Genomic DNA, 24,664 nt, shown 5'->3' on the forward strand with positions numbered 1-24,664 from the left:
ATTCTTGATTCTGGGTTCAGAAAATATTGGTCGTTTTTTCAGGTATGCGCAATGAATCATTGCGGCAGCTTACGGTATTCAAACTTCAGGTACCATCGTTCATTAACAGCATTGGTCACTTCGAGCAAATACATATGACGATCGATCATTCCAACCTTATCCGTTAGATCGAGCGTTATATAATTTGACCCATATTTCACCGCGCTCAAATTTGAATCCAGCTGGATGGCTGTTTGATTGGCATTCGTGATGTCGGTGATCCTGAACTGAATACTATTGCTGTTTATTTCATGTTGGTATTGATAGCGCAAGAGGCCGTTAGAAATGACATAAGAAGCATCATGCGTTCTTCTCAGGGCTGCATAGGTTCCGCTCGACGGCTTTTTGATCGTATCGTTTGTGAACGGCTGTATACGAAAGCACCAGATCTCGCTGTTGGCAACAGGCATCCCGTTGTTCTTTGCGATTACACGCCATGCATACAGCCTTGTACTGTCTAATTCAGCCATCGACAATGGATATTGAAAACTGGTAAATGAAATATTTGATTGCAACAAAACCGGTATGTTCTGTTGAATGGCATCTGCTGCACTTTGGGTTGCCTGTACTTCTACCAGCGACCAGTCGTACAACAGGCTGCTGAACGAATTATGAGGAGTGGGCGGCAGCCAGGTGAAGAACGGCCGCCTGAGAAGTACCCTGTCGCTGTCTGCAGGCTGCACCAGCTGTGGCGGAGTGATGGGCTCCACTGCTGCAGTAACACATTCCTCTGCGATCTGTTCGGGAATATCCTTGTTCCACCGGGTAACCGTATAACATATATTGTATACGCCTACCGGCAAAAAACCGGCGGGGGAAGGATCTATCGTATAGCCTGTACCATTATTGTAGGTAACGGGAGATACATCGTTTGCTGTTACCAGCTTCACCCCTGCCGGGATTGTAAAGGTGGGCGAAGCGCCCGACAAAACCGCCTGGCTGGTTGCAGCATCCGTCATTACCATTTGCAATTGCACATTCATATTTTGCCCCGTAGTGTTTATCAGCGACACATTCCACAATTGCGGCTTTATCGTAAGCCCCAATGGCGGCAGCTGCGGGTTTATAACTACCTGTGCATTTACACCGCACACTGCCAGGAGCCCAATGAATAGCAAAACTTTTTTCATATTATCTGAAATTGAATGACTTTATAAATTGAACTGTACCCATCTCATTCCGAACCAGCCTGTTTCCATTACCCGGCAGGTAACCGTGCTCATAACTCACTGACAACATATCCTGCTTATATATTCGAACATTGGCGTTTACATAGCCACCTGCCTTAATGAACGAATGATTGAGGTTATTGATCTTGATACCCACTCCCACGGTGCCGAACTTTGAAATATTCGGCTGAATGCCTGCCTCGAGGATCTGCAATGAATAATTCGGGTTGCTGGTATAGGAAGCACCCACATTGGCGGTAAATGAATTAAAAAAGAAACTCTGTGCGAGATAACTATTGGTAGCGTTATAATAGATGAAACCGGTGTCGGAATTACTATTATAGAATTTGTTCAGCATAAGGGTGGTCGCCAGCCTGAGTTCTTTAACAGTATAAAAATGATAGATGGTAGCATTGAATGTTTGAAACCGGTTTTCAACAACCAGGTCATCAACTTTGGTTAATTGCGATAGCGGCTGATAGCCCACGGTTACTGCCGGCCATTTGCGAATACGCAGCGAAGCGGTCAGACTTTTGAAGACCGTATTGCTTTTATAATCCTGAACAATAAAAGGATTGGAGAACTCATTCTTACGTAACGAGCCTGCGATCCGTAACTTTCTGTTGAAGAAATGTTGATCAGCCTTCAGGTACCAGCTTTCCATCGCTGCATGGGTAGTATAACTGCTGAATGACTGGTAGTTGGCGCCGGTATTTTTATAAAATGCTTCCACCCGGGAACGTGTAAGCGGCATCTCAGTGTACAAATGAAGCGCTAAGGCCCGGTTATTTTTATCCTTCAGAAAACCCTTGTTACGGCTGCTGTCTGGCGGGTTATTGCGATAATCAGGTGCATTGGATTTCCCGATCTCGGCCGTCAGGTAAGAGGTGCGATTGATTGCCCAACGCGTTTCCGCACTTATACCTGAAACCCGAATAGTGCCATTATTGGCGGAATTGGCGGCAAACAGCTGCTTTTGTCCGCTAAACCCGGTAACTATAAAGTAATTCTTTTCCAACCGCCCTATACCAGCACGAAGGAGGTACAGGAACTGAGGCTTTTTACCCACACCATTCATTACAAAATCACGGAAACGATAATTTACCGTACCAGCGGTAGCGGCAAAATAATACCAGGAGTTGTATTCAATGTTGATGCCGTTTACACTGACGTTTTTGGCGGTAAGCTCACTATAGTTTACCGGACTGCGGCCCAGGCTGAAGCTTTTAACGCCCAGTAACCATCGGTATTTAGCGGGAATGGATGTATTTTCCAATCCATATTCCTGCAACTTGTTTTTCCACTGGCGACCCGTTTGCAGATCATTCCAGTTACCATTGATCATTTGTTTATAGGCGTTCACTTTTTTCAGGTTTTCTTCATACCTGTTCTTTAATGAATCAACCTGTTTGCTTAACTGATCGTATTCTTTTTTTGTAGCGGAATACCGGTTTAGGAAAAAGGCGGCAGCATTCTTCAGAGAATCTTCCCTGTGCAGATTGATGCTATCCGGAAAAGCGGCGTTCCAGGTGAACTTAGGCACTTTAAGCACTTCGTTTGCTTCGATAAGCTTTTGCGGATAAAAGGTGGAGGTTAAAAGTTTATCCAGGTTGAAAAGCTGTGCCTGTTTTAAGTGGTATGATCTTTCGAGCAGGGAATCTGCAACGAAGGGCGCAAGCGCCAATAACCGGCCCTGCATGTCAGATCTGATCTTCTGATGAAACTCACTGCCGCTGAAAGCAAGTTGTACGTCATAGATATCTTTGAAGAAATCAGAATTGCTTTGGCGCATCCAGTAATTGAGCTGAAGGGGAAAAATTCCGGCCACGGTAACATTCAGTTTGCCGGTAACGTTATGTTGTAGAATATTCTTTTCTGCGTATGGCGTATCGATCAGTGACCTGTAGTTGAAATTATAACAAACCATTCCGCCATTTACCCGAACGGCCGGATGGGTCAAAAAGCGTTTATCAAAGGGGTTATTTACATTGATCTTAACTGAATCTATGGAAGGAGTTTTCCATTGGCTGGCAAATGAACCGATCTGATCTTTTACGTTGGCGGTTATTCGTGCTTTTTCTTTCCGGCCTACGTTATTTATAACAGCCTTGGATAACTGCCTGATTGAATCCTTAGCAATGGGCGGGAGCAGCTTTTTAAGAGTATCTTTTGAAGGAACCGGGAGGGTGTCCCGTAAAAGAAACCCAGCGTTCGTATGAAGGCCGGGTTTGTGCAGCGATTGCGCACAGGCAATGGTTCCGCCAACCTGAAGGATAACAAACAGGCAGGTTCGGACAATAAAGAATCTGCAACATGGATAAATTATTACCATGCCGTGCGGTTGGGTTTATGGGTTTAGGTCAAAAAAGTTCCTATTGCGTCTTTTGCAAGCGCATCAGTTTAGACGTACTATAATCTCATTTAGATTTAGAAAAAACCGGGGGCAACAAATGACAGAAAGAGGATAAATGTCTTATGCATTTGCCTTAACCAATTAAAAACAAATCCGAAAAATCAGCAATCTGTTCAAGTACGCTATTACGTTAGTAACCTTATGAGTGCGAATATAGATAAGATTATGGATTAGTTTTAGAACACATTAATATATTTGATAACTGCGTTGTTTTAGCAATAGGCGTGCAGATTTTGGCGATAGGTGTGTAAATTATGGCGTTGGTCACGGGATTTTAGCCGTAGACGTGAAAAATTTGCTTTATGATTACAGTAAACGATGGAGGCATTCAGTAGCATCTTTTCTATTTATGAACCGGCTAACGGAGTTATAAATCTTACGGCCAAGATCTCCGTCCATGGCAAACAGCAATTTTCTATACGATTGTAGATAACGTCGCCTGCAGGCTCACACTTACCTGGTTATTGTTTCAATTCAATAGACATTCGCTGACAGCCGGATTTTTGTTGGCAGCCACAATAGAGCCATTGGAACAGGTATTTGCAAGGAAATTGGTATGTGTTTCGACGAGCAGATATGTGGGTATTAGGGCTCTCCGATTGGGTTGCCCGGGATTAAGTAAAAAAAGTTGTAATTTGTTGAGTAATATAGAATTTAGGTATATTTGCACCCCGAAATCTCAAATTTCGGGCAGTAGCGCAGCTCAAGGAAAGTCATTGCGACGTAGGAGCAATAGATTTTCCTGATCCCGACTTTAGTCGGGACCAGGGCAAGCGGATAGCGTAGAGAATGCTGAAATTTCGGGCAGTAGCGCAGCCCGGTAGCGCACTACGTTCGGGACGTAGGGGTCGCTGGTTCGAATCCAGTCTGCCCGACACTACATTAAAAGGGCCTTCAAGTCGTTGGATTTGAAGGCCCTTTTGGTTCGAAATATCTTGAAAACAGGATCTCCACCGGCAGCATTGAGATAACGCACCAAGTCTGGCAGTAATCCTACCGCACCAATTCCAAGGTCCCTTTTTTCGTAAATGGCCCCTCGGGGCAATCGACCTCCACAAAGTAAACATAGGTGCCCGTCTCAGCCGGATGTCCATTGAGGGTGCCATCCCAGCATAATGACCGGTCGCCGGCAATGAAGTTACTGCGGTCGAAGACCTTTTGTCCCCAGCGGTTAAATATAACCAGGTGTTTCACTATAGTAATCCCCCTGATCATAAATACATCGTTCTTCCCATCGCCATTTGGCGTGATGCCATTGGGGATCCTTATTCTGCCCTCACTACATAACAGCTTCACCTCCATGGTATCAACGGCAGCACATCCATACTGATTCTTTACAGTAACGGTGTATGAACTGCTGGTGAGCGGGGTACAAACCGGGTTGGAACAACTGGTACAACTCAGATAGGTGGCAGGCGTCCATTTCCAGTAGGTCACATCATTACTTCCAATAGCTTGTAATGGAACAGGTTCGCCGGGCCATGCTTGTACATCGGGGCCTGCATTTACCGTGGGCGCAGGCTTTACCTGTATGGTGATCGCAGCGGTGTCGGTAAAACAACTATGAGCGTCTGAACCAGTAATGGTATAGACCGTTGTAACGCCAGGCGTTGCTACCGGATTGGGAATATTGACGTTATTCAGTCCGGCAATGTCATTGATCCATTTATACACGGCAGCGCCGCTTGCTTTCAAATTAACCGATTCCCCCTGGCAAATATCGCCCTTGCCGGTCACTGCTACCTCAACGGGTTGGATAACTGTAATGGTCACCTGGCCGGTGCTTTTGCAGCCGATATCATCTGCAACGTTTACGGTGTAAGAGCTGGTCTGCCCCGGGGAAGCCACCGGATTGGCAATGGCAGCATTACTCAGATCAGCAGCCGGAAGCCATTCATACGTACTACCACCGGTTGCCTGCAAAGACACAGAACCGCCCTTACAGATCAACGGCTGGGCCGGCGCAATGGTCACTGCCGGATCGGGTCTGATGTTGATCTTGTTACCAAGCGGCGTAGCGCCCGTACATCCGTTGGCTGATTGTTTCATGATCAGCGCAGGTGTGTATACTCCTGTTGTACTATATTGATGGTTAGCAAATGTATCGGTTGTAGTGATCACACTGCCGTCACCAAAATCCCAAATATACAAACCGGTATTGCTGGCAACGGCATTCAGTGTGATCATGCTTCCTTTACAGGCTTCCAACGCGTTGCTGGTAACAACAGCCTGTGGTACATTGATGATCACAGAATCAATATGAGTGCCTTGTAATCCGCTTGCATTTGTTACATCCAACGTGATGATATACTTGCCGCCTTTTTCATAAATATGGGTGGGGTTACTTACATTTTCGATGATAGTGCCATCACCGAGGTTCCATTTTAAGCTGGCGTAATTTTGCGAGGTGTTGGTAAAGCGAACCTGTACGGGCGGACAACCATTAGCCGTAATGGCTGTATAATCAATTGTAAAAGCTACATTAAAATTATTTACTACAATTACCTGGGTGGCAGTTGAGGAACATCCGGTAACCGGGTTGGTAGCGGTTAATGTCACCGTATAGCTGCCTGGTTTATCAAAGGTGTAAGAAGGACTGAAATCGGTTGAAAAACCGGTTCCATTCACCTGCCATTGATAAGTAGTATTGCTGCTCCCCGAATTGTTGGTATTATTGGTAAAGGTTACGGTAGTGCTCAATGGCACACTGATACCCGAAGGGGTAAACGCAGCCTGCGGGCCAACAACAATGACCGTATTCGCGCTCGAAGAAGTAGCGGAACCACAACCGCTGGCATCAGTGATTTTTAAAGTTACATTATACTGCCCCGGTGTATCATAAATATGAGAAACAGTTCCGTTTTGTGTACTCGTTTGCCCATCGCCAAAATCCCATTGCCAACTGGTGATGGTACTGTTGTTCGATTTCGACGTGTCTTTAAACGTAACCGCATCTTTATAGCAGACATTATTGGTGATCACCTCAAAACCGGCCCGCGAGCCGGTTATATTAACCGGAATATAATTGCTGGTATCATAACACCAGTTCGATTGATTACGTACAATAACCCGTACCTGGTCTGCATCTTTTTGGATCTTTTCAATAGTTCCCTTATAAGGGAGTGGAGCTTTTGGATCTATATACGTTTTTGGCGGGGCGTCCGTAACGCCGGTATTATAGTTGTAACCAACCAATTCATAATACGTATATGTTTCATGCCCCAAAAAATTACTCTTCATAAAATCAATGTTCGTAAGCTCGTACTTCAATGGTTCATTTTCACAAACACCGGTTTTGGCAGCTGTAAGCTGTGGGTACTGTTTATGCATTACAATTACAAGGATGGAGTCAGCTATCTGGCATTGTCCATCGGTTGCTTTTAATTTCGCTCTGTACAAACCGGTTTTAGCATACGTATGGGTGATTGTAGGCGACCAGGTAGTCAGTGTTTCTGTTGTACCGTCGCCATAGTCCCAGGTCCATGTACCACCGCCCGGGTCTTTATAATAAAAGATCGCATCTGCCCTGTTTCCTGTACATGGATAGGTCACGCTATCGATCTTTGCAATAGGTGGCAATACCGTTATGTAATCCGTTTTTTCAATTTTATCGTAGCACCCGTTCCACTCAACGGTCAGGCTTATAGTATGTTTTCCCGGCGTAGTAAACTTGTAGATCATATCCTGTTTCGGGGAACTGGACCAATTAACCTGTTTCCCGTCAACAGACCACCATGACCAGCCTCCGGTTGACGTATTTTTGAAATATACCTGGTTATTGCCACAAATAGTAGTCCCATCACGACTTTCAAAATCTGCCTTCAACGGGTTGGTAACAGCGAGCACGAAACCCAAATCAACCCTGTCTGAACAACCATTTACTGATACATATTTTAATGCCACCCGGTATTCACCTACCTTCGTATAGGTATGAGTCGGCGAGGCGTCGGTGGAGGTAGTTTTATCGCCAAAATCCCATTCATAAGATGCCATGTCCTGGGGGTTTCCCACAAAGAAAGTAACTGTAAGCGGCTGCCCGCATGATTGCAAGCCGGTCGCACTGGAGCTATACAGGATCCGAACAGCAGGTTTATCAATTCTTACAGGCTGGCTAATGGTATTGGCACAGCCATCCCCATTCCATACTTTCGACAATACCGTGTACGTCGTGTTGGCACGATAAACATACGTAGGCGCCTGCAATGTTGATTGCACCACAGCCGGATTGTAATTATTTTCAAATCTCCACTCCCATTTCACCGCTCCCGGCGTGGTATCTTTAAAATTTACGGTAGCAGGAGATCCGCAAGGCGTTACTATATCGGCAACAAAGGGGCGAATATCAGGAACATCCTTTACATCAAACTGTTTTGTAACTGAATCCAGGCAATTACCAAAAGTATTCACCAGTTTAACCAGGTAAGTCCCTGCAGCGCCAAAAGGATATTTCATCGCATAATTGGTGATCGGCGCTATCACCTGATCATTCACTTTCCAGACCATTTTATCGGCCACCGGATTATTTTGGGGATAAAAAGTATCGGTGTTGCCCGCGCACACCCGGGCAGGCATGAGGATGCCGGAGCTGTAATTGGCTACATTCAGGTAGTTGGTTTCTGTTTTTGAAACGGTGCAACCTACAGAACTATTAACCGTGAGCTTTACCGTATAGGTACCCTTTTTATTGAATGCATAACTGGGATCTTTCTCGTTGGAAGCATTGCCATCGCCAAAATCCCAGCTATAATCAAGTACACCAGGGCCGGTACTGGTATTAGTGAATAACACCGCATCCGTTTCCTTACAAAGCACTGTTTTATCGGATGAAAATGCCGCCGTCAGGGCCGGCATGGTTTCTATAAGGTCTTTCTTTTTTATAGTAGCATAGCAACCGAAACTGTTGGACACGGTGAGGCTTACCGCAGATAGCTGGGCCAGATTATACATATGAGTCTGGCTGCCGGTATTTCCCTGTTCTGTATTGCCATCGCCAAAATCCCAAAAGTAGCTCGAGATGGAACCGTTAATAGCCTGCGAATTACTGGTAAACGTTACCTGCAACGGTACACATCCTTTTACTATAGAAGGGGAAAAATCGGCCACCGGCTTTTTATAAACCGAAATGGCCACTGTTTTGCTGGCCGTTTGATTGCCATCCTGAACAATAAGCGTAACTGTATAGTTCTTTTCATCGGTATAGACGGCAGCCGGGTTAGCAAGACTGGAAGTGTTGCCATTTCCCAGGTCCCATTTATAGATGGCACTGGCAGATGCACCTGTTGTTCTATTGGTAAAAGTAACAGTTAGCGGCGAGCACCCTGCTGATTTATCGACCGTAAAATTTGCATTAAGCTGTGCCTGAACAGTAGTGGTTAGCGATAAAAGCAACAACAACTGTATTACTGAACGGAAGCTTGCAATCATGTGGTTTAAGGATTAATAGGGCGCCACAATGGCTCTAGCTAATTGGGTTTTGCCCGGTAAGTTACTGGTTGCATTTTGTTTAACCAATATGGTAGAATAATAAATTTTACCTATACTTACCGATAACCGAACCGATTTACACAGCTATTGCCAAAATCTACACGCCTATTGGCAAATCTGCGCAGTTATCAGCAAAATCAACACAACCGGGAACCCAGCGTTTGACTACGCTTTTTTGTACCGAAGACAGCCTTTTTACACTTGTCTTAAAATAATGACAGGAATATAGATAGCCTTAACTGCAGTTTCAATAATCTCACGCCTTCAGCCCGTTCTTTCCGATTCACCTCGTTCGCTTTTCATTGTCTTGTGTAGATAGGCGTTGGCGTTATGCGATAGAGCATTTTCCGGAAGCCATTGCCACCAGATCCCAAGATCTCTTTTAATAATATTATAATAGAACTCGGGCAATTGTTGTGTTTTGCCCTCAAAATAGTTTCTAAAACCACTATTCCCCACCAGCTGCTGCTTTATTTCTCTGTAAAATCTCAACCGTCCCCAGCCCTCAGACGAAATGGCCCGCATAATATTCATCCATCTTACAGTAATTCCGCGTGCATGCCGAAACCTGCGATACATTGCTTTTGGAGAGAATGCATAACTTGTTACATCAATCACCTTATCGTAAAACTCTACCCAATCATAATTTTTGGGTTTAATATTCATGGCCAGGTGATTGTTCAGAAAGTGAAAAGGAAATGGAAGTACCCGTTCCTGCTTTTGATATTCCAAATTCAACGGGGCCGCTTCGCCGAAAGCAGTAAGTAATGAAAAACCCGGAAAAGCGTTGGGCGATTGGTCTATAAATCGTTTGGTAAGCTCAAATGGCTCAGCCCCCTCATCACTATCCAAACCCAGTACAAAATTTGTTTGCACGTAGGGTACATATCGAAATATATTGTTAACGTGCTCAGCTACCTGGTTAACCTTATTGACTCCTGTAATATGTGAAGCTTTTGATTTATTGCCGAGTTCATACCATGACTCTATACCAGGCAACAGCGCAACAAAACCATTTTGATGTAATTGATTCAGGTGTTTCTCTGTAAGGATTGACAAGCTGCTCTCTGCAATAAAACGAAAGCTTTTTGGTGCACCAGCCGAAGCAATAGCCTCCATAATCTCTTCAAACCTTACTCCAAAATTCGGATCATGAAAAGCTATCCAGGGCTTTTTATATTTTGTAAGCAGAAATTGAAGGTCTGATTTTATGGTTTGGAAATCCAATGGCTGGTAGGGAACTGTTGAATCGATGCAGAATGGGCAGGTGTACGGGCAGCCCACACTGCCAAGCATAGGCACAATTTGAAGGAATGGCGCTTTTTTTAAAGTAGGCTCTATGAATTTCCAGCGCTCCTGTACGCCACAAAAATAAGCCGGTTGTTTACCCGCACTCAATTGTTTTCCTATAGGGCGGTGCGGAGTACAATCATTTAAGATCTCTGCAATGGTAGACCGGTTGGTAAAGCCCAACACGTAATCAAAGTAAAGGATGGCATCGTCCGGATAACACCTGGCATGCGGTCCACCCAACACGGTTACTGCACCCTGGCTACGGTAATAATTACTCAGCGCGTAAGCCAGCAGGGCTGCTTGTGTAAAAGAACTGATAAACACCAGGTCTACATTATCGGGAAGTTCCTTTCGAAGGTCTTCATAGCCTGTATAGCAGATCATTGTCACTTCATGCCCCTCCTGTTCACACCAGGCAGCTATTACCTGAGGCATAATACTGGCCAGATTAGCATGCATGATCTTAGCCCACAACGTGTTAGCCGGGCCTTTGCTTACAAGATCAATCAAACCGATTTTAAGTGGTGACATACCGATAGTTACTTGTGTTAACTTCCAAACAGGTTCAATAAGTTACAATTAACTATTATCAAAGCGGGATTCAATAAATAGAATAATCTATCACCTTCAATTTATAATCTCCGCCTTATCATGCGGGACGGAAAATGTTTACGTGCAGGCCTGTCTTCCTAAGGTATTGCGATTAATTATTCCTGAAATTAATAATTTAGATTTATCGGATTTATTTTGGTACCTTGACTATCATCCCCCGGATCATACTTGTAATCGTATCCAATCGCGTCAGATAATTGAAACCGCTTTAAATTTATTATATGAAAATATTTATTTCCAATCTCAACTTTAAGACAACTGCTGTTCATTTATCAAATCTTTTCCTTCAATTTGGAATTGTTCTCTCTGCAAAGATCATTATGGACAATACAGGGCATTCATTGGGATACGGGTATATAGTAATGGACCAGCAATCGGGCAACTCTGCCATTAATGTATTGAACAATATAAACTTTATGAATCATTACATTGAAGTGTCAGAGGCCGTTGTATAATTATACTACCATTCAGGCGGCAACCGCAACTCGCTTACAGATATCCTTTTTCCAACTATGATTGTCTGGTCAAGAGATTCAATTGCCTGCTTTGCTTCCCTTTCTATAGGCATCTCTATAACACCATTTCCTTTAGAGCGTCCATTTAATTTGTCACGTACTACTTCTGCAGAGTTAACAATGCCAAAAGTTGAAAACAATTTTCGAAGAGCGGCATCGTTAACATCGCGGCCAAGATTGTAAATCTGTATCTTCATGAATCTGATTTAATATTAAAAAAAATGTTTCAATTCTAATTTCCATAATACAGATAGACTCCGCGCAACCAGTTAAAAACAGAAAGTTCGCTTTTCGTATGTTGAGGCAACTGGGTTGATATAAGTTCTTCTATTTTTTGTCCGTGAGACAGTGTTAATCTTCCTAATGAGCTACCAAGATAGTTTATAATGAATAATACCTGGTTGCCATTGAACCGGTCGAAAGAACGGCGGTCGGGTTCGCTGGTAAATGCTGAATGACTGGAAATGGTTTCCCAACTATAATGACTGCTTTGAAGATGTTCTTTTAAAAATTTCATTTGATATCAATTTAAGCTGCGTAGAACGGCTGAGGAGGGAAATAAAAACGTTATTTATCAACGCACCCTTCCTAAAGGTAAGCTATATTGGGCGTAATGTCAATTAAATATCGATCCGGTTAAAAATTGCCTTTTTGCTTATAACAAGCGGTTTCAATTGTTATTCCAATAATTAGACCTACCTTCACTGCTATTGATTAAGACTTCAATTACTGCCGGTCAATTCACTTTTGCTCCCAAACGCAGCATCGAGGTATCTTTCAAACATAATTTCCTGTTAAAACAGGATTCACCAAACAATTAACAATGGCAAAATCTCAGGACACATTCTCAAAAAAAGACCGCGAAAAACAACGGAAGAGAAAACAGCAGGATAAGCGGGAAAAAATGAAAGAGCGGAAAAATAATAATAGCAAAGGTAAAAGCCTTGAACAAATGATGGCGTATCTCGACGAAAATGGCAATCTTACCAGCAAACCACAGGACCCCAGAAAAAAAATTGATTATGATCTGGAGAGTATTTCCATAAGTGTTCCAAAACAAGAAGCACAACCGGCTGATGCATTAAGAGCCGGAATTGTCACTTTCTTTAATGATCACAAAGGTTTTGGATTTATCAATGATGCCAAATCTCATGAGCGGATCTTCTTTCACGTCAACGACCTGGCTGCACCGGTTAAAGAAAATGATAAAGTGTCGTACACGGTTCAAAAAAGCCACAAAGGACCGGTGGCTATGAATGTGGCTTTGATCAAAAATTAAAGTTGTCCTTACAATGTTTTGCAGGTTCGCGGTTCTACTAATCGTGCTTTTTACCGCTACCTCAGGTCGAATACTGAAAATTTAACAATTGGTTTCATATTCAGTTTCCATTCAGATTTATAAATTGCCCTGATAATCATAGATCCTGAATTAACAGGTTCGAAATTTGTCGAGTCTGCCCTGGTTCGCCCGCCGAAGCTTAAGCGACGGCGGGCTCCCGATCAAACTAGTTTAATGGCTTCTGCATCCCAGATACTACACACGATTATCCTGCTCGGATCTTTACAAGGGATCATTACCGGATGTTTACTTTTTTTTGCAGTACATGGCAACCAAAACACCCGGCTTCTTGCTGTTTTGATCTGGCTACTGGCGTTGGCCAGCCTGAATATTTACCTGAATTATACCGGCTGGTATTATGCGAATACAACATTGGCGATACTCCATGCCATTATCCCGATGGTGATCATCATGCCGGTAGGACCGCTCCTGTACTTTTATGTACGATCTTCGCTCGACCCCACCTTTCAATTAACGAGGAAGCACCGCATTCATTTTTTACCCGTAATTATCGATCTCATTCCATCGTTTGTGGTTATTGTCTGTCTTATCGGAGTGGCTTCCGGATTCTTTACTCCTGATCCGAAACCCTGGAATGTCTTTATTGATGACTACAACGTATATTCTGATATCCCGCGTTGGATATCCGTGACCTGTTACTTAGTGCTTTCTGCCAGATATCTTGACGGACTAAAAAATAAGGAAGGCTCCCAGTCAGTGGGTGTTACGCGCATGCAACAGCTTATCCGTATTTTTCAAGTCTTTCAGATCATCTGGCTGGCATATCTGGTTCCCTATGTCATCCCTTCGTACACAGATGCCATGCTGGAAATATTCAGCTGGTACCCGGTATATATATTAATGGCAATTATGATATACTGGCTAGGCATTAAAGGATATATTTCATACCTGTCTAACGTTGCTTCCAGAAAGAAACCAGCTGCAGTTGCATCATTGGCACCTGGCATTATTCAGGAAACGGTGTTACTCTTACAAAAATCCATGGAAGATGATAAAATGTATCTTAACCCCGATCTTGATCTGCACTCGTTGGCTCAACATACAGGTATCCCACAAAAAACGCTTTCAGCTGTTCTCAACCAGCATATGAAAAAAAGTTTCAATGAGTTTGTTAATGAGTACCGGATAGAGGCGTTTAAGCAAAAGCTGCAACAGCCGGAGATAAACAACTTTACCATGGCCGCTATTGCTTTGGAATGTGGCTTTAATTCCAGGGCAACTTTTCAGCGTATATTTAAAGAGGTTACCGGCTCCTCCCCCAGCGACTTCCGGAAATCGGTGTCTGAAAAGGGAAATTAGTCTCAAAACCGGCTTTTGAGACGGCTGTTTCTTGTTTTGGCGGCAGGCCGCTCCGAGGTTTGCATCAAAAAGCAGCTATGAAAAAAGCAACACTTCTATTCTTCGTTCTCTTGTTTAGCGTTCCCCTCAGCTCACAAGTGCTTTCAGGCCAGCGATCAATTAAAAAGATCGATGAATTGATCACCAGGAGCTATCATTCGATCGCACCCGGATGTGTGGTCCTGGTATCCGAAAAAGGGAAAGTTGTGTATGAAAAAGGTTTCGGACAGGCCAATATCGAACTAAACGTTCCCATGCGACCGGAAATGCTTTTTCGGCTAGGTTCAATCACCAAGCAATACACAGCGATAGCCATCCTGCAATTAATTGAGCAGGGCAGAATTTCCCTGCAAGACAGCCTTCAAAAGTTCGTCAATGGCTTTCCTTATAAGGGACATACCATCACCATCGAGCATCTACTGACCCATACTTCCGGTATAGTGGACTATGAAGTTTTGGATTTTCATATTCCCAATGCAATCCGAATTGACTTCCAACCAAAACAAATGATTGACAGTCTTGGGGTTTTACCTCTTGCCTTTATTCCCGGGACTAAATTCAGCTATAGCAACTCCAATTATTTCCTGTTAGGCTTTATCCTCGAGAAAGTGACTGGAAAAGCCTATAAATCCTATATGAAGGAAAATGTTTTTACACCTATAGGCCTGTCAGAGACCTTTTATGATTCGCCTGTAGAGATCATAAAAAACAGGATGCCCGGTTATACCAAAGGAAGTACAGGTTATCAGAATGCCGGCTATCTGAGCATGAACCAGGTGTTTAGTGCAGGAGCACTGCTGGCAAGCGCCCGCGATCTGTTCAGATGGCACCAGGCATTATATGCATATAAATTAGTGAAAAAGGAAACGCTGGATAAGGCAGTCGCGCCCTTCCGGTTCTCAGATGGAAAACTATCGCAGTATGGTTATGGTTGGTTCATTAAAGAATTGAGGGGAAGGAAACTGATCGGCCATGGAGGCGCAATAGACGGTTTCAGAAGTATGGAGGTTTATCTGCCGGAGGAGGATATTTTTATTGCTGCGTTATTTAATTCCGATGACAATGGCTTTTTCCCACTTTTTGAAAATATTACGAATCTTGTTTTAAGTGACTTCAACCAATAATCATTGCAATTGGTCCCAGATCTCCCTGAAATCTTCATCGCCCAAGGCTTCACCCAGGTCATACGCATCGTATCCGCCTGAACGCATGGCCGCTCTGCATTGCAGCAACAATTTAACACACTTTCCTTTGTCGCCCGATTTTATCGCGAGCCTTGCCAAAGAAAGGTAAGGATGCGAATAATAGTTATTGCCCAGCGCTATGGAACGTTGCAATCTTTCTTCTGCAAGGCGGTTAATGGAGGGCGACCTGTAATCGTAGGCAAGTCCTGAATATGCAACAAGGAAATCGCCCCAGTAAAGATTCAGTGTAAAGTCCTCTTCATGTTTATATACCTGTGAAAAAAGTTGTAGCCCCTGCTCAAATGTATTGATGAGTTTTTCGTATGCGCCCTGTTCATGATAGATTTTTGCCATACCCAGCAGGGCGTTGGTGGCATATACCGGAAAGGTCCATGCAGCTTGTTGCAGCTTATGACCTTTCGTAAAAAAGTCGACTGCTGCTTTATAACAGGTCAGGCGCAGATCGTTGTAAGCTGATCTTTTGGCAGTGTCTGCAAATGCTTTACCCAGGCGGTTGAGCAGTTCTGCGTCTTCTGTGTAATAACCTTCAAGCGGCTTCAGTAACAAGGCTGTTCGTGCGAATAAACCATATCGTAAGTATCGATTATCTCTTGCTTATTTTCTTCCAGTTCGGTGGGCGAAAGGCTTTCGACAAGGGTATCCATTGCTTGCAGGTCATAATTATTGGCCAGCTCTTCCAGTTCGGATATGGTATTCATGCGTTAAAAATAACTAAGCGCAATCACTTCCGGAAGGCAGGGTATCGGGTATTTTTGGTGGGAGGGAAAAAAAGCGTCTCTCAATTTACACAAATTCACATGCTTAAAAATATAACCCTGATAAAACCCAGGCTTATTAAAGTTCATCGAATTCTTAACATGCTTGCTGCGCCCCTTCTCCGGGACTGAGCAAAGACAGCGCTTACCCTTCTTCGCAAATCCTTCGCAAGTTCTTCGCAAATTTGCGAAGAAGCCTAAGAGAAGTCTAAGAGAAGTCTAAAAGAAGTTGCGAAGAAATCCTCCGCTTTTTATGAACATCAATTAGCGTAACTATCACTTCGCCCACTCTATAACGCGACAAAGACGTCAAAAAGGGACGTAAGTTGGTCTAAGTTGGTCTAAGTTGGCCTAAGTTGGTAAACGGGATTGCGCTACTTTTTGCCGGTGTATGTTTGTCATGGAAATCGGAACCAGTGGATATACCGGTTACACACAGGCCGGTTTTCATGAACGACACCCTTTTCATTAACACTTAAAATCTCCTTTTATGGGAAAGATGAACAACGGTATCCTGGATGAGTTTTCAGGAACCATCGGCAAAGTAGTTGGCAGTAACTGGCGCGGCGTGTCATATATGCGTGCTAAATCAAAAAAACGCACAGGCGCGCTCACCGATGCTCAACTTGAACAACAGGCAAAATTTGCCATAGCCGGCAAATTCGCTCAAAGCATGAATGATCTCTTAACGCTTGGATTCAAAGACCAGGCCGTTAAAATGACGGGTAAAAACTATGGCCAGTCGCTCCTCCTGAGGAATGCAATTACCGGCACTTACCCCGATTTTCAGATCGATTACAGCAAGGTGTCACTTAGCCAGGGCAAGCTGCCTAAGGTCAAAAAGCCTGCAACAACGCCGGAAGCTAACGGCATTCTCAGGTTCACCTGGATTAACGATGCGGGTAAAAAACTCGCAAAGGCCAATGACCAGGCGATACTTATTGCTTATTGCCCTGTAGAAAATGAAACAGAGTACGCATTCGGGCCTGCCCGGGATGCAGGAACAGGAACACTGGACCTGTCTGAATTCTCAGGCAAGAAGGTGCATACCTGGCTCAGTTTCATGTCGGCCAACGGCAAATTGCTGGCCAACAGCGTTTATTGCGGTGAAGTAACACTTACCTAACCGCCAACGACGTCCTCTAAGCAGGACAACTAACACAAGCCGTAATAAGCTACGGCTACTTATCCCGATGCGTATCGGGAATGGCAAAACGCCAATCAAAACAAGATGCAGCCCCGAGGGCCCCGGGGATGCATTTTATACGGCTCTTAATCAAGGCACAATCGCCCCCGCGAATGTCGTTTTACCACCCAGCGCCGCCTCCACTTGCTGCCTGGTGCGGTTAGCTAAAAACAGCTGTAATGACGACAATTACACAAATCCGCGATTAGACTACAAAACCACTCAATTTGGCTACGTACGTCAGGCGGCACCTCCTGATTTTTGTCCTATCAATCATTGAAAAGAAAAGGAACATGAAAAATCAAAGCAATACTAAAGTCTGGTTTATTACCGGAGCTTCACGCGGTTTTGGACGCGTTTGGGCGGAGGCCGCCCTGGAGCGCGGCGATAAAGTCGCTGCAACAGCACGCAATGTCGAGAGTATAGCCGCACTTAAACAAAAGTATGGCGAAAATGTGCTGCTCCTTGAATTAGACGTCACCAGGCCTGGCCAGGCGGCAACAGCTGTAGCCCAGGCGCATGCTCATTTCGGCAGGTTAGATATTGTGCTGAACAACGCTGGTTATTCATTAGTGGGCACAATAGAGGAAGCGAGTGTGGAAGATGTTAAGGCGATGTATGAAACCAATGTTTTCGGCGCACTGGCTGTTATTCAGGCTGCGTTACCGTTGCTCAGGAAACAAGGCAGCGGGCACATACTTGGCACTTCGAGTAACCTTGGCCATGTTACACTGCCGGTTATTGGCTACTACTGCTCGTCAAAATGGGCATTTGAGGCTATTCACGAAAGCCTGGCAACCGAGATCAAAGGGTTTGGGATCAAAGTGACCATCATTGAGCCGGGCGCATATGCGACGGAATTTGGCAGTCAGGAGTCTTTGAAATTTGCTGCCGATATGGAAATATACGCAGATCTTAAAAAGCAATTTATCGGAAGAATAAAAGATATGAAAAGAGGCGATCCAAACGCCACTCCACAAGCGCTTTTTCAGATCGTAGATGCGGAAAACCCGCCGCTGCGGTTCCATTTGGGCAGTCAAAATCTTCCATGGGTACGCGCTGCTTATGAAGAACGGCTGGCAGTTTGGGAACAATGGGACGCGGTTTCCTGTTCAGCCCAGGGTATTATTTAAATTCAGGGCATTCTTTAAAAAGAAGGGATCATGACCGGTAATTTAAATGGTTACCGGTTATGATTATATTTGTTTTTAAATGAAACGCCTCATCCGGGCATCTGGTCAACAACACAATTAATATTTACAGATGAAAAAAGACGCGAATAGCGTGCACAAATTTGAGACACTGTCCGATGCGCATCGCGCATTTGGCCTGCCTCGTCCCATGCATCCGTTGATCAGTTTGATCAAAGGGACGCCATCCTGGCCGGAAATACTGCAGCCGTCACAGCCGCATGTGCTGGGATTTTATAAGATCTCTTACAAGCCAAAACTGAGCGGTAAATTAAAATATGGCCAGGGTTATTATGATTTTGATGAAGGAGGACTACTGTTCGCTTCACCCGGCCAGGTAATGGGTGGCGTTGAAAACGAGGATGCCATATGTTCCGAGTATACTTTACTGATTCATCCGGATTTCTTTTTGGGTTATCCCATTGCTAAAAAGATCAGTCAGTACGGATTCTTTTCTTATGCAACCAACGAAACGCTGCACCTTTCCGAACGGGAAAAAGCCACGATCATGTCTATTTTCGGGATCATGGAAGTGGAACTGAGCAGCCGGATAGATGACTTCAGTCAGGACCTGGTGATATCCCAGATCGAGTTGTTGCTGAATTACGCCAATCGCTTCTACAAGCGCCAATTCATTACCCGTAAGGTCGTCAACCACGATCTTTTGCAAAGGCTGGAAGAACTGCTGGCCGGTTACTTCAGCAATGAAGAGGCTTTAAGCAAGGGCATCCCTACCGTTCAGTATCTTGCCGAAAACCTGCATTTGTCGCCCAGTTATCTAAGCGATATGCTGCGTGCATTGACCGGCCAAAATGCGCAGCAGCACATCCATGAAAAACTGATCGAAAAGGCAAAGGAGAAACTTTCCACCACTACATTATCGGTGAGCGAAATTGCCTATGCGCTGGGTTTCGAACATCCGCAGTCATTCAGTAAACTATTTAAGACAAAAACCAATCTTTCTCCACTTGCGTTCAGGCGGTCTTTTAATTGAGTAAACCCTTGCATATTACACTATGTACAGCACACTGTGCTTATACAATAAAGCCGGGGATCCAAAGGAATGATAGAAAATGGAAAATTTCAACAATTATCAGGCAAAATTGTTTCCCTACGCCTACAACATACTTGGCAGCATAGATGATGCCAACGATGTCATCCAGGATGTAATAGTAGACTATTTTGAAAGTAAAAGGGAAAATATAAATAATGAATTGGCTTACCTTGTTAAAAGTGTAATTAACAGATAGATCAACCTGAAAAAAAGGAACAAAAAGCTGTCAGGGGAAACCACATGGCTGCCCGACCCCGTATCAACTGAAAATGCGGACACAAAAATTAACAGGCAGGAAATTATATCGTATTCCATGTTAGTTTTGCTGGAATACCTGAATCCAAAGGAGAGAGCTGTTTTTATCTTAAAGCATGCGTTTGATTATTCCCACCAGGAAATTATTCATGGGAAGGAGCACTTGTATTAATACTATCCTTACACGTGTGATTTAAACAAGCACTTTATCACTGCATTTTGAATTGTCAATAATGCATGTCATTTCACATCAATCCTTGGGCAGATGCGCTACCAGTTCTACCTCTAATTTAGCGTCTGGCATATATAATCTTGCAACCTGTACCCATGTTGCTGCGGGAAAGTCGTTCTTATAAAACACTTTTCTCGAATCATTATATTTTTTCATCGCTTCAATATCTGTCGTATATAAATTCTCTTTTACAACATTTTGAAAACTGGCGCCAAAGCTTTTTAATGACTGCTCCAGGGCACGGTAAACATTTGTAATTCCCTCAGGCGTAATCTCTGTGCTAACGGCTCCGGAAATGTACAATATGTTGTCAACCTTCAATACCTGTGCGTATCCGGCTGTTGTATCCTGCTTTACCTTACCCCAATGCCATTTTTCTTTTGAAATCTCTTTCTTCTGTGCCTTTAAGCCTGCACTTATTAGTGTGAGCAATAGCAAAGCCGCATATTTTTGCATATCAGGAGATTTATTCTAATGTTACGAAAAAAATGGTTACGTCAGTTTGTAAATAAACTCCTCTATTTCGGTCTGCCGTGCATTCGCAAATCCTTTGTCGGTGCCGACCTTTACAAAATTGCATTTCTCCAAAACCCGCTGCGAACCAATATTGTCAAACGCAACCCGGCCAAGAACAGGCCTTTTACTTTCTATTTTGAGAAGCTCTTTAAGCGCTTTCGTCGCAATACCCTTGCCCCAATATTTTCTGTCGATCCAATAGGTAATTTCTGCTTCGCCTTCTATTTCAAACTTTGAAATACTTCCTGCAATATTATTGTCAACAATAATTGTCAGCATACTGATCGTAGGATCATTCAACAGTTTTGAATATTTCTCAAGATAGGCTGTTTTATCCGTCGGGTCTTTTTGCGTGAAAGCAGCTAAATAACTGGCTTCCCTGTCAAGCTGAAAAATAAAAAAGTACTCAAGATCAGCGATCTCGGTCTTGCGCAAAATTATCTCTGTATCGTTTATCATTTCAACAGTAAAATACATCATTTTTGTTGTAATCCCGCTGCAGACCAGATAAACGAAAATCCACATCCAGCCCCTTAGTCTCTCGGCCTGTTCACCTCTACTACAATTACTTTTAACGTTGATTTTCCGATGTTTTTAGCGGAGTGCGTTGCAGCAGGAAGCACTACTGCCATATCTTTTTTAAATTCTATATTTTGCTTCTTACCATCCTCGGCTGTTAGCTCAACAGTACCACCTTCCAATACATACATGGCAAAATCGGGGTGCGCATGCATGATGGAAGAGTCGCCTGGCTTATAAATGCCCTGTATGACCCTGACGTTTAGCGTGTCTGCCAATTTTTTGTAGAGACGCGGTGATATCCTGGTTACACCCCGGGCCGTATCAAAGGGCGTATACCTGGTTGTTGAGGTGTCACTTGATGTAGCGTTTGTTTTTGCCGGTGTGTTAGTCTCTGCCTGGTCATTGCAGCCGGCAAGGCCGATAACAAAACTCAGTAAATAGCAGATGCGGAAACAAAATTTAGAAGTCATATCAATTAGTTTTGGTTTGTAGCAGATAGTTAGACAGCAGTTTCAAAAGGCAGAACGGAACACTTACCAAAAATAACTAATATATCTAAACCGATAATAATTTTTTTAATGTGTCAGATTGGGTAACTATTGAAGTAACCGCTATCGATGCCCCGGCATATATCGCTAACTAATATGGCTCCAACTTTTTAAATAACGGTGAACTTTCCTGTCCGCCTGATTACCAGTAGCAGTAAAACAGCCAACCAAACAAGCATTCCGCCGGTTAACCACCAAACCTTGCCAGCCGATATTTTCGTTGCATATACCCTATCGGTCAGAGTGTTTAATACTTCCCTTCCCAACTGCTGATTTGCAAGCGCTTTCGGGTTGATATAGTCATTCCAGCTGCGCACCATGGAATCAGCCTGTTGCTGAAACAGTAAGAATTGCGTTTGGGAGTTGCCGGCAAATTCATCTGCCAGTTCCTGGAATATCATAGAAGGACTTATCACAGATGTATACATGACGGCATGCGCCTGCTGCAAAGCCTCTTTTTTATATTCGCTCATAACCGGACTGAGGGTATCGAGCGTGTGCATATACTTAACGATATACCTGTACACAAAAAGGGGCATCACATTGGCGCTGTCGGTAGTTACAAATCGAGGATGATCGGTATAGAACTGATCAAGGAGTTGTGAATTCTTCCGGTCGAAGGCTGTCAGGGTGCTTCTCACCTCGTCTATCAGTTTTACTTTACCTGCCGTCGGCCGCACTGCTGTGCCGATCACGGTTGTCAACCCCGGGATCACCATTAAGAATGCAATCCAAGTTGCAAACAAAAAGCCTGCATTGAACGCAGCGCTCTTTTTATAAAGGTTTATAAGTGCGCACAATAAGTGCCACCAGCCACTATACAACGCAACAGCGATGACAAAACCGGTCATGGCCATACCGCCGGAACCTGAAGTTCCGCTCAGCAACCAGTGATTTGTCAAAAGCGTTAGTACAGTTATCAACGTTATGGCCAGAAATCTGAAACCGGTCTTATGCCAGATCCATTGCTGTATAGATACGCCCTGGGCCGCCAAAATGGACAACCGCCCGGCCTCTCTTTCTGCACTGATAATATTGAAACTGAACACAACGATGAGCAGTGGCAATAAGAACAATATGGCGCCTGCAGGATCGATATTTCCCCATATACTGTTATGTGGATTAATCAGTTTTTCCGACTTCCTCAAAGCAATGAACCAATTTTCGGCTGCTGTATTGATTGTGGCAATGCCAGGATGTATGTGGCTATGTCCATAAGAGATGGGAGCCAACGGCAGCGGGTGTTTTACCAAATACCGCCGTCCGTAATCTAGGCCTGTTACATAAGCATTCGTAGGATCACCCCAAACGTCCGCCGGCTTTTTAAATCCGGCCCAAAAACTGTCGACCTGCGCCAAGTGGGCAGTTCTCTTTAACTGCTGAGCCGATAATAATTTTTGTTGACCCGATCGGGTTTGCTTCGTCACTGCGTTGCTGACAGCATAGGTAGCAGTCAGTACAGCGACCCAGGTAAACATCAATAACAGGGTCATTGGTCTTAGGAACCAGTGTTTCCATTCAAATTGTATGATCTCCTTTCTCATGGTGTGCTGTCAGTTTTCAATGATTTTAATACGTGGCGCCAGCAACTGGGTGGCCGCGGCCAATACCAGCACCCATACCATTACCGTAAGAAACGGCGCTTTTGCCTGCGCCCATTTGTTCCCGTTTGCAGGAGGGATATACGTGAACACCGGCGCCGTTTTCCAAAAAGCGGTATTACCGGTATCACGGCCGCCATACTGGCTATTGTCCCTCAGTCTTTCATTCAGGCGTTTGATAAAAGTCTTGCGATACGCTTCCGTTTGCCGGTAAAAGCTGATACAATTGTACAGGTCAGTGCCGGCAAGGGCCATGCTGGCATATTTTGCCGGCAGCGTCGGAGACATCCATCCGCTCCGGTGATGCATATCAATTTGCAGCCGGAAAATATTATACAAGCTATCGTAGTGTTTATCATAAATGGGGTTATTGATCTCCTCATCGGCCTGCAACACTACACCCAGCCAGTTCAAAGGCAGCTGCTGCACACTGTCTACCCCATACTTCTGCAGCCATTGGTTTTGCAGTTCCTTTTCTTTATTGCCTGCCGCGCCATGACTGTTCAGTCCGTTAAGCGCTATGTCTTCGCCGATCCTGGCCATGAACGTTTCGGCATCTACCGGCGGATACCTTGCATTGCTCCATTGAACAAAGCATCTTGGCGCCAGCCATACCACCAGCAACCAGATGCCTAAAGCGCTTACCAACGCAGCTCTCGCCGTTTTGGCTTTCATACTTAGGATGATGCCGGCCAGAATAAATACACCTGCATATAGCTGGTACAACAGCAGCAAAGAGAAGGAGGAAGCGTTAAAAAAGTTCTGTTGGCTCAATATACTTGTCAGGATGCCTCCACACAACCAAATGGCGCCGATCATACTACCGCTGATGCACCATAGTGTAAGTGCCTTGCCCCAGATCAGTTTCCGCACAGGCACGCCCTGTATTAACAGCATCTTCAGGGTACCATTTGACCGGTCAGTTACTACCATACTGGCCGCCAGCCAGATCATCAGCAGGGGCAGCACCACCAACAACATACCTGCCGGCGTGAGCTCGCCCCAGCGCGCGAGTAATGGATTGTCTTCAATGGCTTTCAGTTGTAACTCATTGCGTTTATGCGCTTCGATGTACAGGCTTACCCCGTAGTGTTTTTCGATGCCGCTGTCCCAGATGGCTAAAGCAGACAAAGGCTTAAAAAGATAGATGCCAAAATGGGCAGCGCTGTGGCTGTTCTTTTCTCCCTGTGTTTCCCAGTGGTGCCTTGCATTGTCTGATACTTCCTTTTGCAGCCTGCTATACCACTGATAGTAATTCCAGCTTATCACCAGCGATATGATCAACAGCAAACCGGTTATTCCCAACAGCAGTATGGCCACTTTGTTACGTTTGATCTGCAACCACTCGTATTGAATAATCGCTTTCATCTGCATTCT

The 24,664-nt window shown here is 44.3% G+C and carries 20 protein-coding genes and 1 tRNA gene; 8 read left to right on the forward strand and 13 right to left on the reverse strand.

The window, feature by feature from the left end; genetic code table 11:
• Positions 1–56: 56 nt before the first annotated feature.
• Both JUB15_RS12980 and JUB15_RS12985 read right to left on the reverse strand, forming a co-directional pair.
• A complete protein-coding gene (locus JUB15_RS12980; RefSeq protein WP_207512924.1) occupies positions 57–1,169 on the reverse strand; it encodes a hypothetical protein in 1,113 nt (370 codons plus the stop codon).
• Between the two features lies 1 nt (position 1,170).
• Entirely contained in the window at positions 1,171–3,540 is a 2,370-nt protein-coding gene (locus JUB15_RS12985; protein ID WP_207512925.1) for a hypothetical protein, read from the reverse strand.
• Between the two features lie 882 nt (positions 3,541–4,422).
• Here JUB15_RS12985 and JUB15_RS12990 point away from each other — a divergent pair.
• Positions 4,423–4,496: transfer RNA gene (locus tag JUB15_RS12990), tRNA-Pro, on the forward strand.
• 118 nt (positions 4,497–4,614) lie between these two features.
• On the opposite strand, the gene JUB15_RS12995 is transcribed toward JUB15_RS12990, so the two are convergent.
• Together JUB15_RS12995 and JUB15_RS13000 are read right to left on the reverse strand one after the other, a co-directional pair.
• Positions 4,615–9,045 (reverse strand): PKD domain-containing protein, encoded by a 4,431-nt coding sequence (locus JUB15_RS12995; protein WP_207512926.1) that lies wholly within the window; start codon positions 9,043–9,045, stop codon positions 4,615–4,617.
• Positions 9,046–9,369: 324 nt separating this feature from the next.
• The gene (locus tag JUB15_RS13000; protein ID WP_207512927.1) at positions 9,370–10,929 is read right to left on the reverse strand and encodes a B12-binding domain-containing radical SAM protein; all 1,560 of its coding nucleotides are present in this window, start codon (positions 10,927–10,929) and stop codon (positions 9,370–9,372) included.
• Between the two features lie 302 nt (positions 10,930–11,231).
• Between JUB15_RS13000 and JUB15_RS13005 the strand changes: the two genes are divergently transcribed.
• A complete protein-coding gene (locus tag JUB15_RS13005; RefSeq protein ID WP_207512928.1) occupies positions 11,232–11,465 on the forward strand; it encodes an RNA recognition motif domain-containing protein in 234 nt (77 codons plus the stop codon).
• Positions 11,466–11,470: 5 nt separating this feature from the next.
• Here JUB15_RS13005 and JUB15_RS13010 read toward each other — a convergent pair whose 3' ends face one another.
• Together JUB15_RS13010 and JUB15_RS13015 are read right to left on the reverse strand one after the other, a co-directional pair.
• The gene (locus tag JUB15_RS13010) at positions 11,471–11,722 is read right to left on the reverse strand and encodes an RNA recognition motif domain-containing protein (RefSeq protein ID WP_207512929.1); all 252 of its coding nucleotides are present in this window, start codon (positions 11,720–11,722) and stop codon (positions 11,471–11,473) included.
• A 35-nt stretch (positions 11,723–11,757) separates the two neighbouring features.
• Complete coding sequence (locus JUB15_RS13015; protein ID WP_207512930.1) at positions 11,758–12,042, reverse strand: hypothetical protein; 285 nt, start codon at positions 12,040–12,042, stop codon at positions 11,758–11,760.
• A gap of 306 nt (positions 12,043–12,348) precedes the next feature.
• Here JUB15_RS13015 and JUB15_RS13020 point away from each other — a divergent pair, with 306 nt between their 5' ends.
• The 3 genes from JUB15_RS13020 to JUB15_RS13030 all read left to right on the forward strand — a co-directional run bounded on the left by JUB15_RS13020 (position 12,349) and on the right by JUB15_RS13030 (position 15,347).
• Positions 12,349–12,804 (forward strand): cold-shock protein, encoded by a 456-nt coding sequence (locus tag JUB15_RS13020; RefSeq protein WP_207512931.1) that lies wholly within the window; start codon positions 12,349–12,351, stop codon positions 12,802–12,804.
• A 234-nt stretch (positions 12,805–13,038) separates the two neighbouring features.
• The gene (locus JUB15_RS13025) at positions 13,039–14,184 is read left to right on the forward strand and encodes a helix-turn-helix domain-containing protein (RefSeq protein ID WP_207512932.1); all 1,146 of its coding nucleotides are present in this window, start codon (positions 13,039–13,041) and stop codon (positions 14,182–14,184) included.
• 77 nt (positions 14,185–14,261) lie between these two features.
• Positions 14,262–15,347, forward strand: coding sequence for a serine hydrolase domain-containing protein (locus JUB15_RS13030; protein ID WP_207512933.1), 1,086 nt, complete (start codon positions 14,262–14,264; stop codon positions 15,345–15,347).
• Here the strand turns inward: JUB15_RS13030 and JUB15_RS13035 are convergent, their stop codons facing one another.
• Positions 15,348–15,974, reverse strand: coding sequence for a tetratricopeptide repeat protein (locus tag JUB15_RS13035; protein WP_207512934.1), 627 nt, complete (start codon positions 15,972–15,974; stop codon positions 15,348–15,350). It lies immediately after the preceding gene.
• On the reverse strand, positions 15,965–16,126 hold the full coding sequence (locus tag JUB15_RS13040; RefSeq protein ID WP_207512935.1) for a hypothetical protein: 162 nt from the start codon (positions 16,124–16,126) through the stop codon (positions 15,965–15,967). The genes JUB15_RS13035 and JUB15_RS13040 overlap by 10 nt, the downstream gene beginning before the upstream one ends.
• Positions 16,127–16,673: 547 nt before the next feature.
• Here JUB15_RS13040 and JUB15_RS13045 point away from each other — a divergent pair.
• The 3 genes from JUB15_RS13045 to JUB15_RS13055 all read left to right on the forward strand — a co-directional run bounded on the left by JUB15_RS13045 (position 16,674) and on the right by JUB15_RS13055 (position 19,553).
• The gene (locus JUB15_RS13045) at positions 16,674–17,309 is read left to right on the forward strand and encodes a DUF6266 family protein (RefSeq protein WP_207512936.1); all 636 of its coding nucleotides are present in this window, start codon (positions 16,674–16,676) and stop codon (positions 17,307–17,309) included.
• A 353-nt stretch (positions 17,310–17,662) separates the two neighbouring features.
• Positions 17,663–18,502 (forward strand): SDR family NAD(P)-dependent oxidoreductase, encoded by an 840-nt coding sequence (locus tag JUB15_RS13050; protein ID WP_207512937.1) that lies wholly within the window; start codon positions 17,663–17,665, stop codon positions 18,500–18,502.
• A 130-nt stretch (positions 18,503–18,632) separates the two neighbouring features.
• Positions 18,633–19,553: a helix-turn-helix domain-containing protein gene (locus tag JUB15_RS13055; protein ID WP_207512938.1), complete on the forward strand. Its 921-nt coding sequence runs from the start codon at positions 18,633–18,635 to the stop codon at positions 19,551–19,553.
• Positions 19,554–20,118: 565 nt separating this feature from the next.
• Here the strand turns inward: JUB15_RS13055 and JUB15_RS13060 are convergent.
• The 5 genes from JUB15_RS13060 to JUB15_RS13080 form a co-directional block, all read right to left on the reverse strand.
• Complete coding sequence (locus tag JUB15_RS13060) at positions 20,119–20,556, reverse strand: RidA family protein (protein WP_207512939.1); 438 nt, start codon at positions 20,554–20,556, stop codon at positions 20,119–20,121.
• A 36-nt stretch (positions 20,557–20,592) separates the two neighbouring features.
• On the reverse strand, positions 20,593–21,096 hold the full coding sequence (locus tag JUB15_RS13065) for a GNAT family N-acetyltransferase (RefSeq protein WP_242696329.1): 504 nt from the start codon (positions 21,094–21,096) through the stop codon (positions 20,593–20,595).
• A 53-nt stretch (positions 21,097–21,149) separates the two neighbouring features.
• A complete protein-coding gene (locus tag JUB15_RS13070) occupies positions 21,150–21,608 on the reverse strand; it encodes a cupin domain-containing protein (RefSeq protein ID WP_207512940.1) in 459 nt (152 codons plus the stop codon).
• A gap of 188 nt (positions 21,609–21,796) precedes the next feature.
• Positions 21,797–23,230, reverse strand: coding sequence for a DUF3526 domain-containing protein (locus JUB15_RS13075; protein WP_207512941.1), 1,434 nt, complete (start codon positions 23,228–23,230; stop codon positions 21,797–21,799).
• 9 nt (positions 23,231–23,239) lie between these two features.
• Complete coding sequence (locus JUB15_RS13080) at positions 23,240–24,655, reverse strand: DUF3526 domain-containing protein (protein ID WP_207512942.1); 1,416 nt, start codon at positions 24,653–24,655, stop codon at positions 23,240–23,242.
• Between the last annotated feature and the right edge of the window lie 9 nt (positions 24,656–24,664).

Source organism: Longitalea luteola (assembly GCF_017356035.1).
Classification (GTDB): Bacteria; Bacteroidota; Bacteroidia; order Chitinophagales; family Chitinophagaceae; genus Niastella; species Niastella luteola.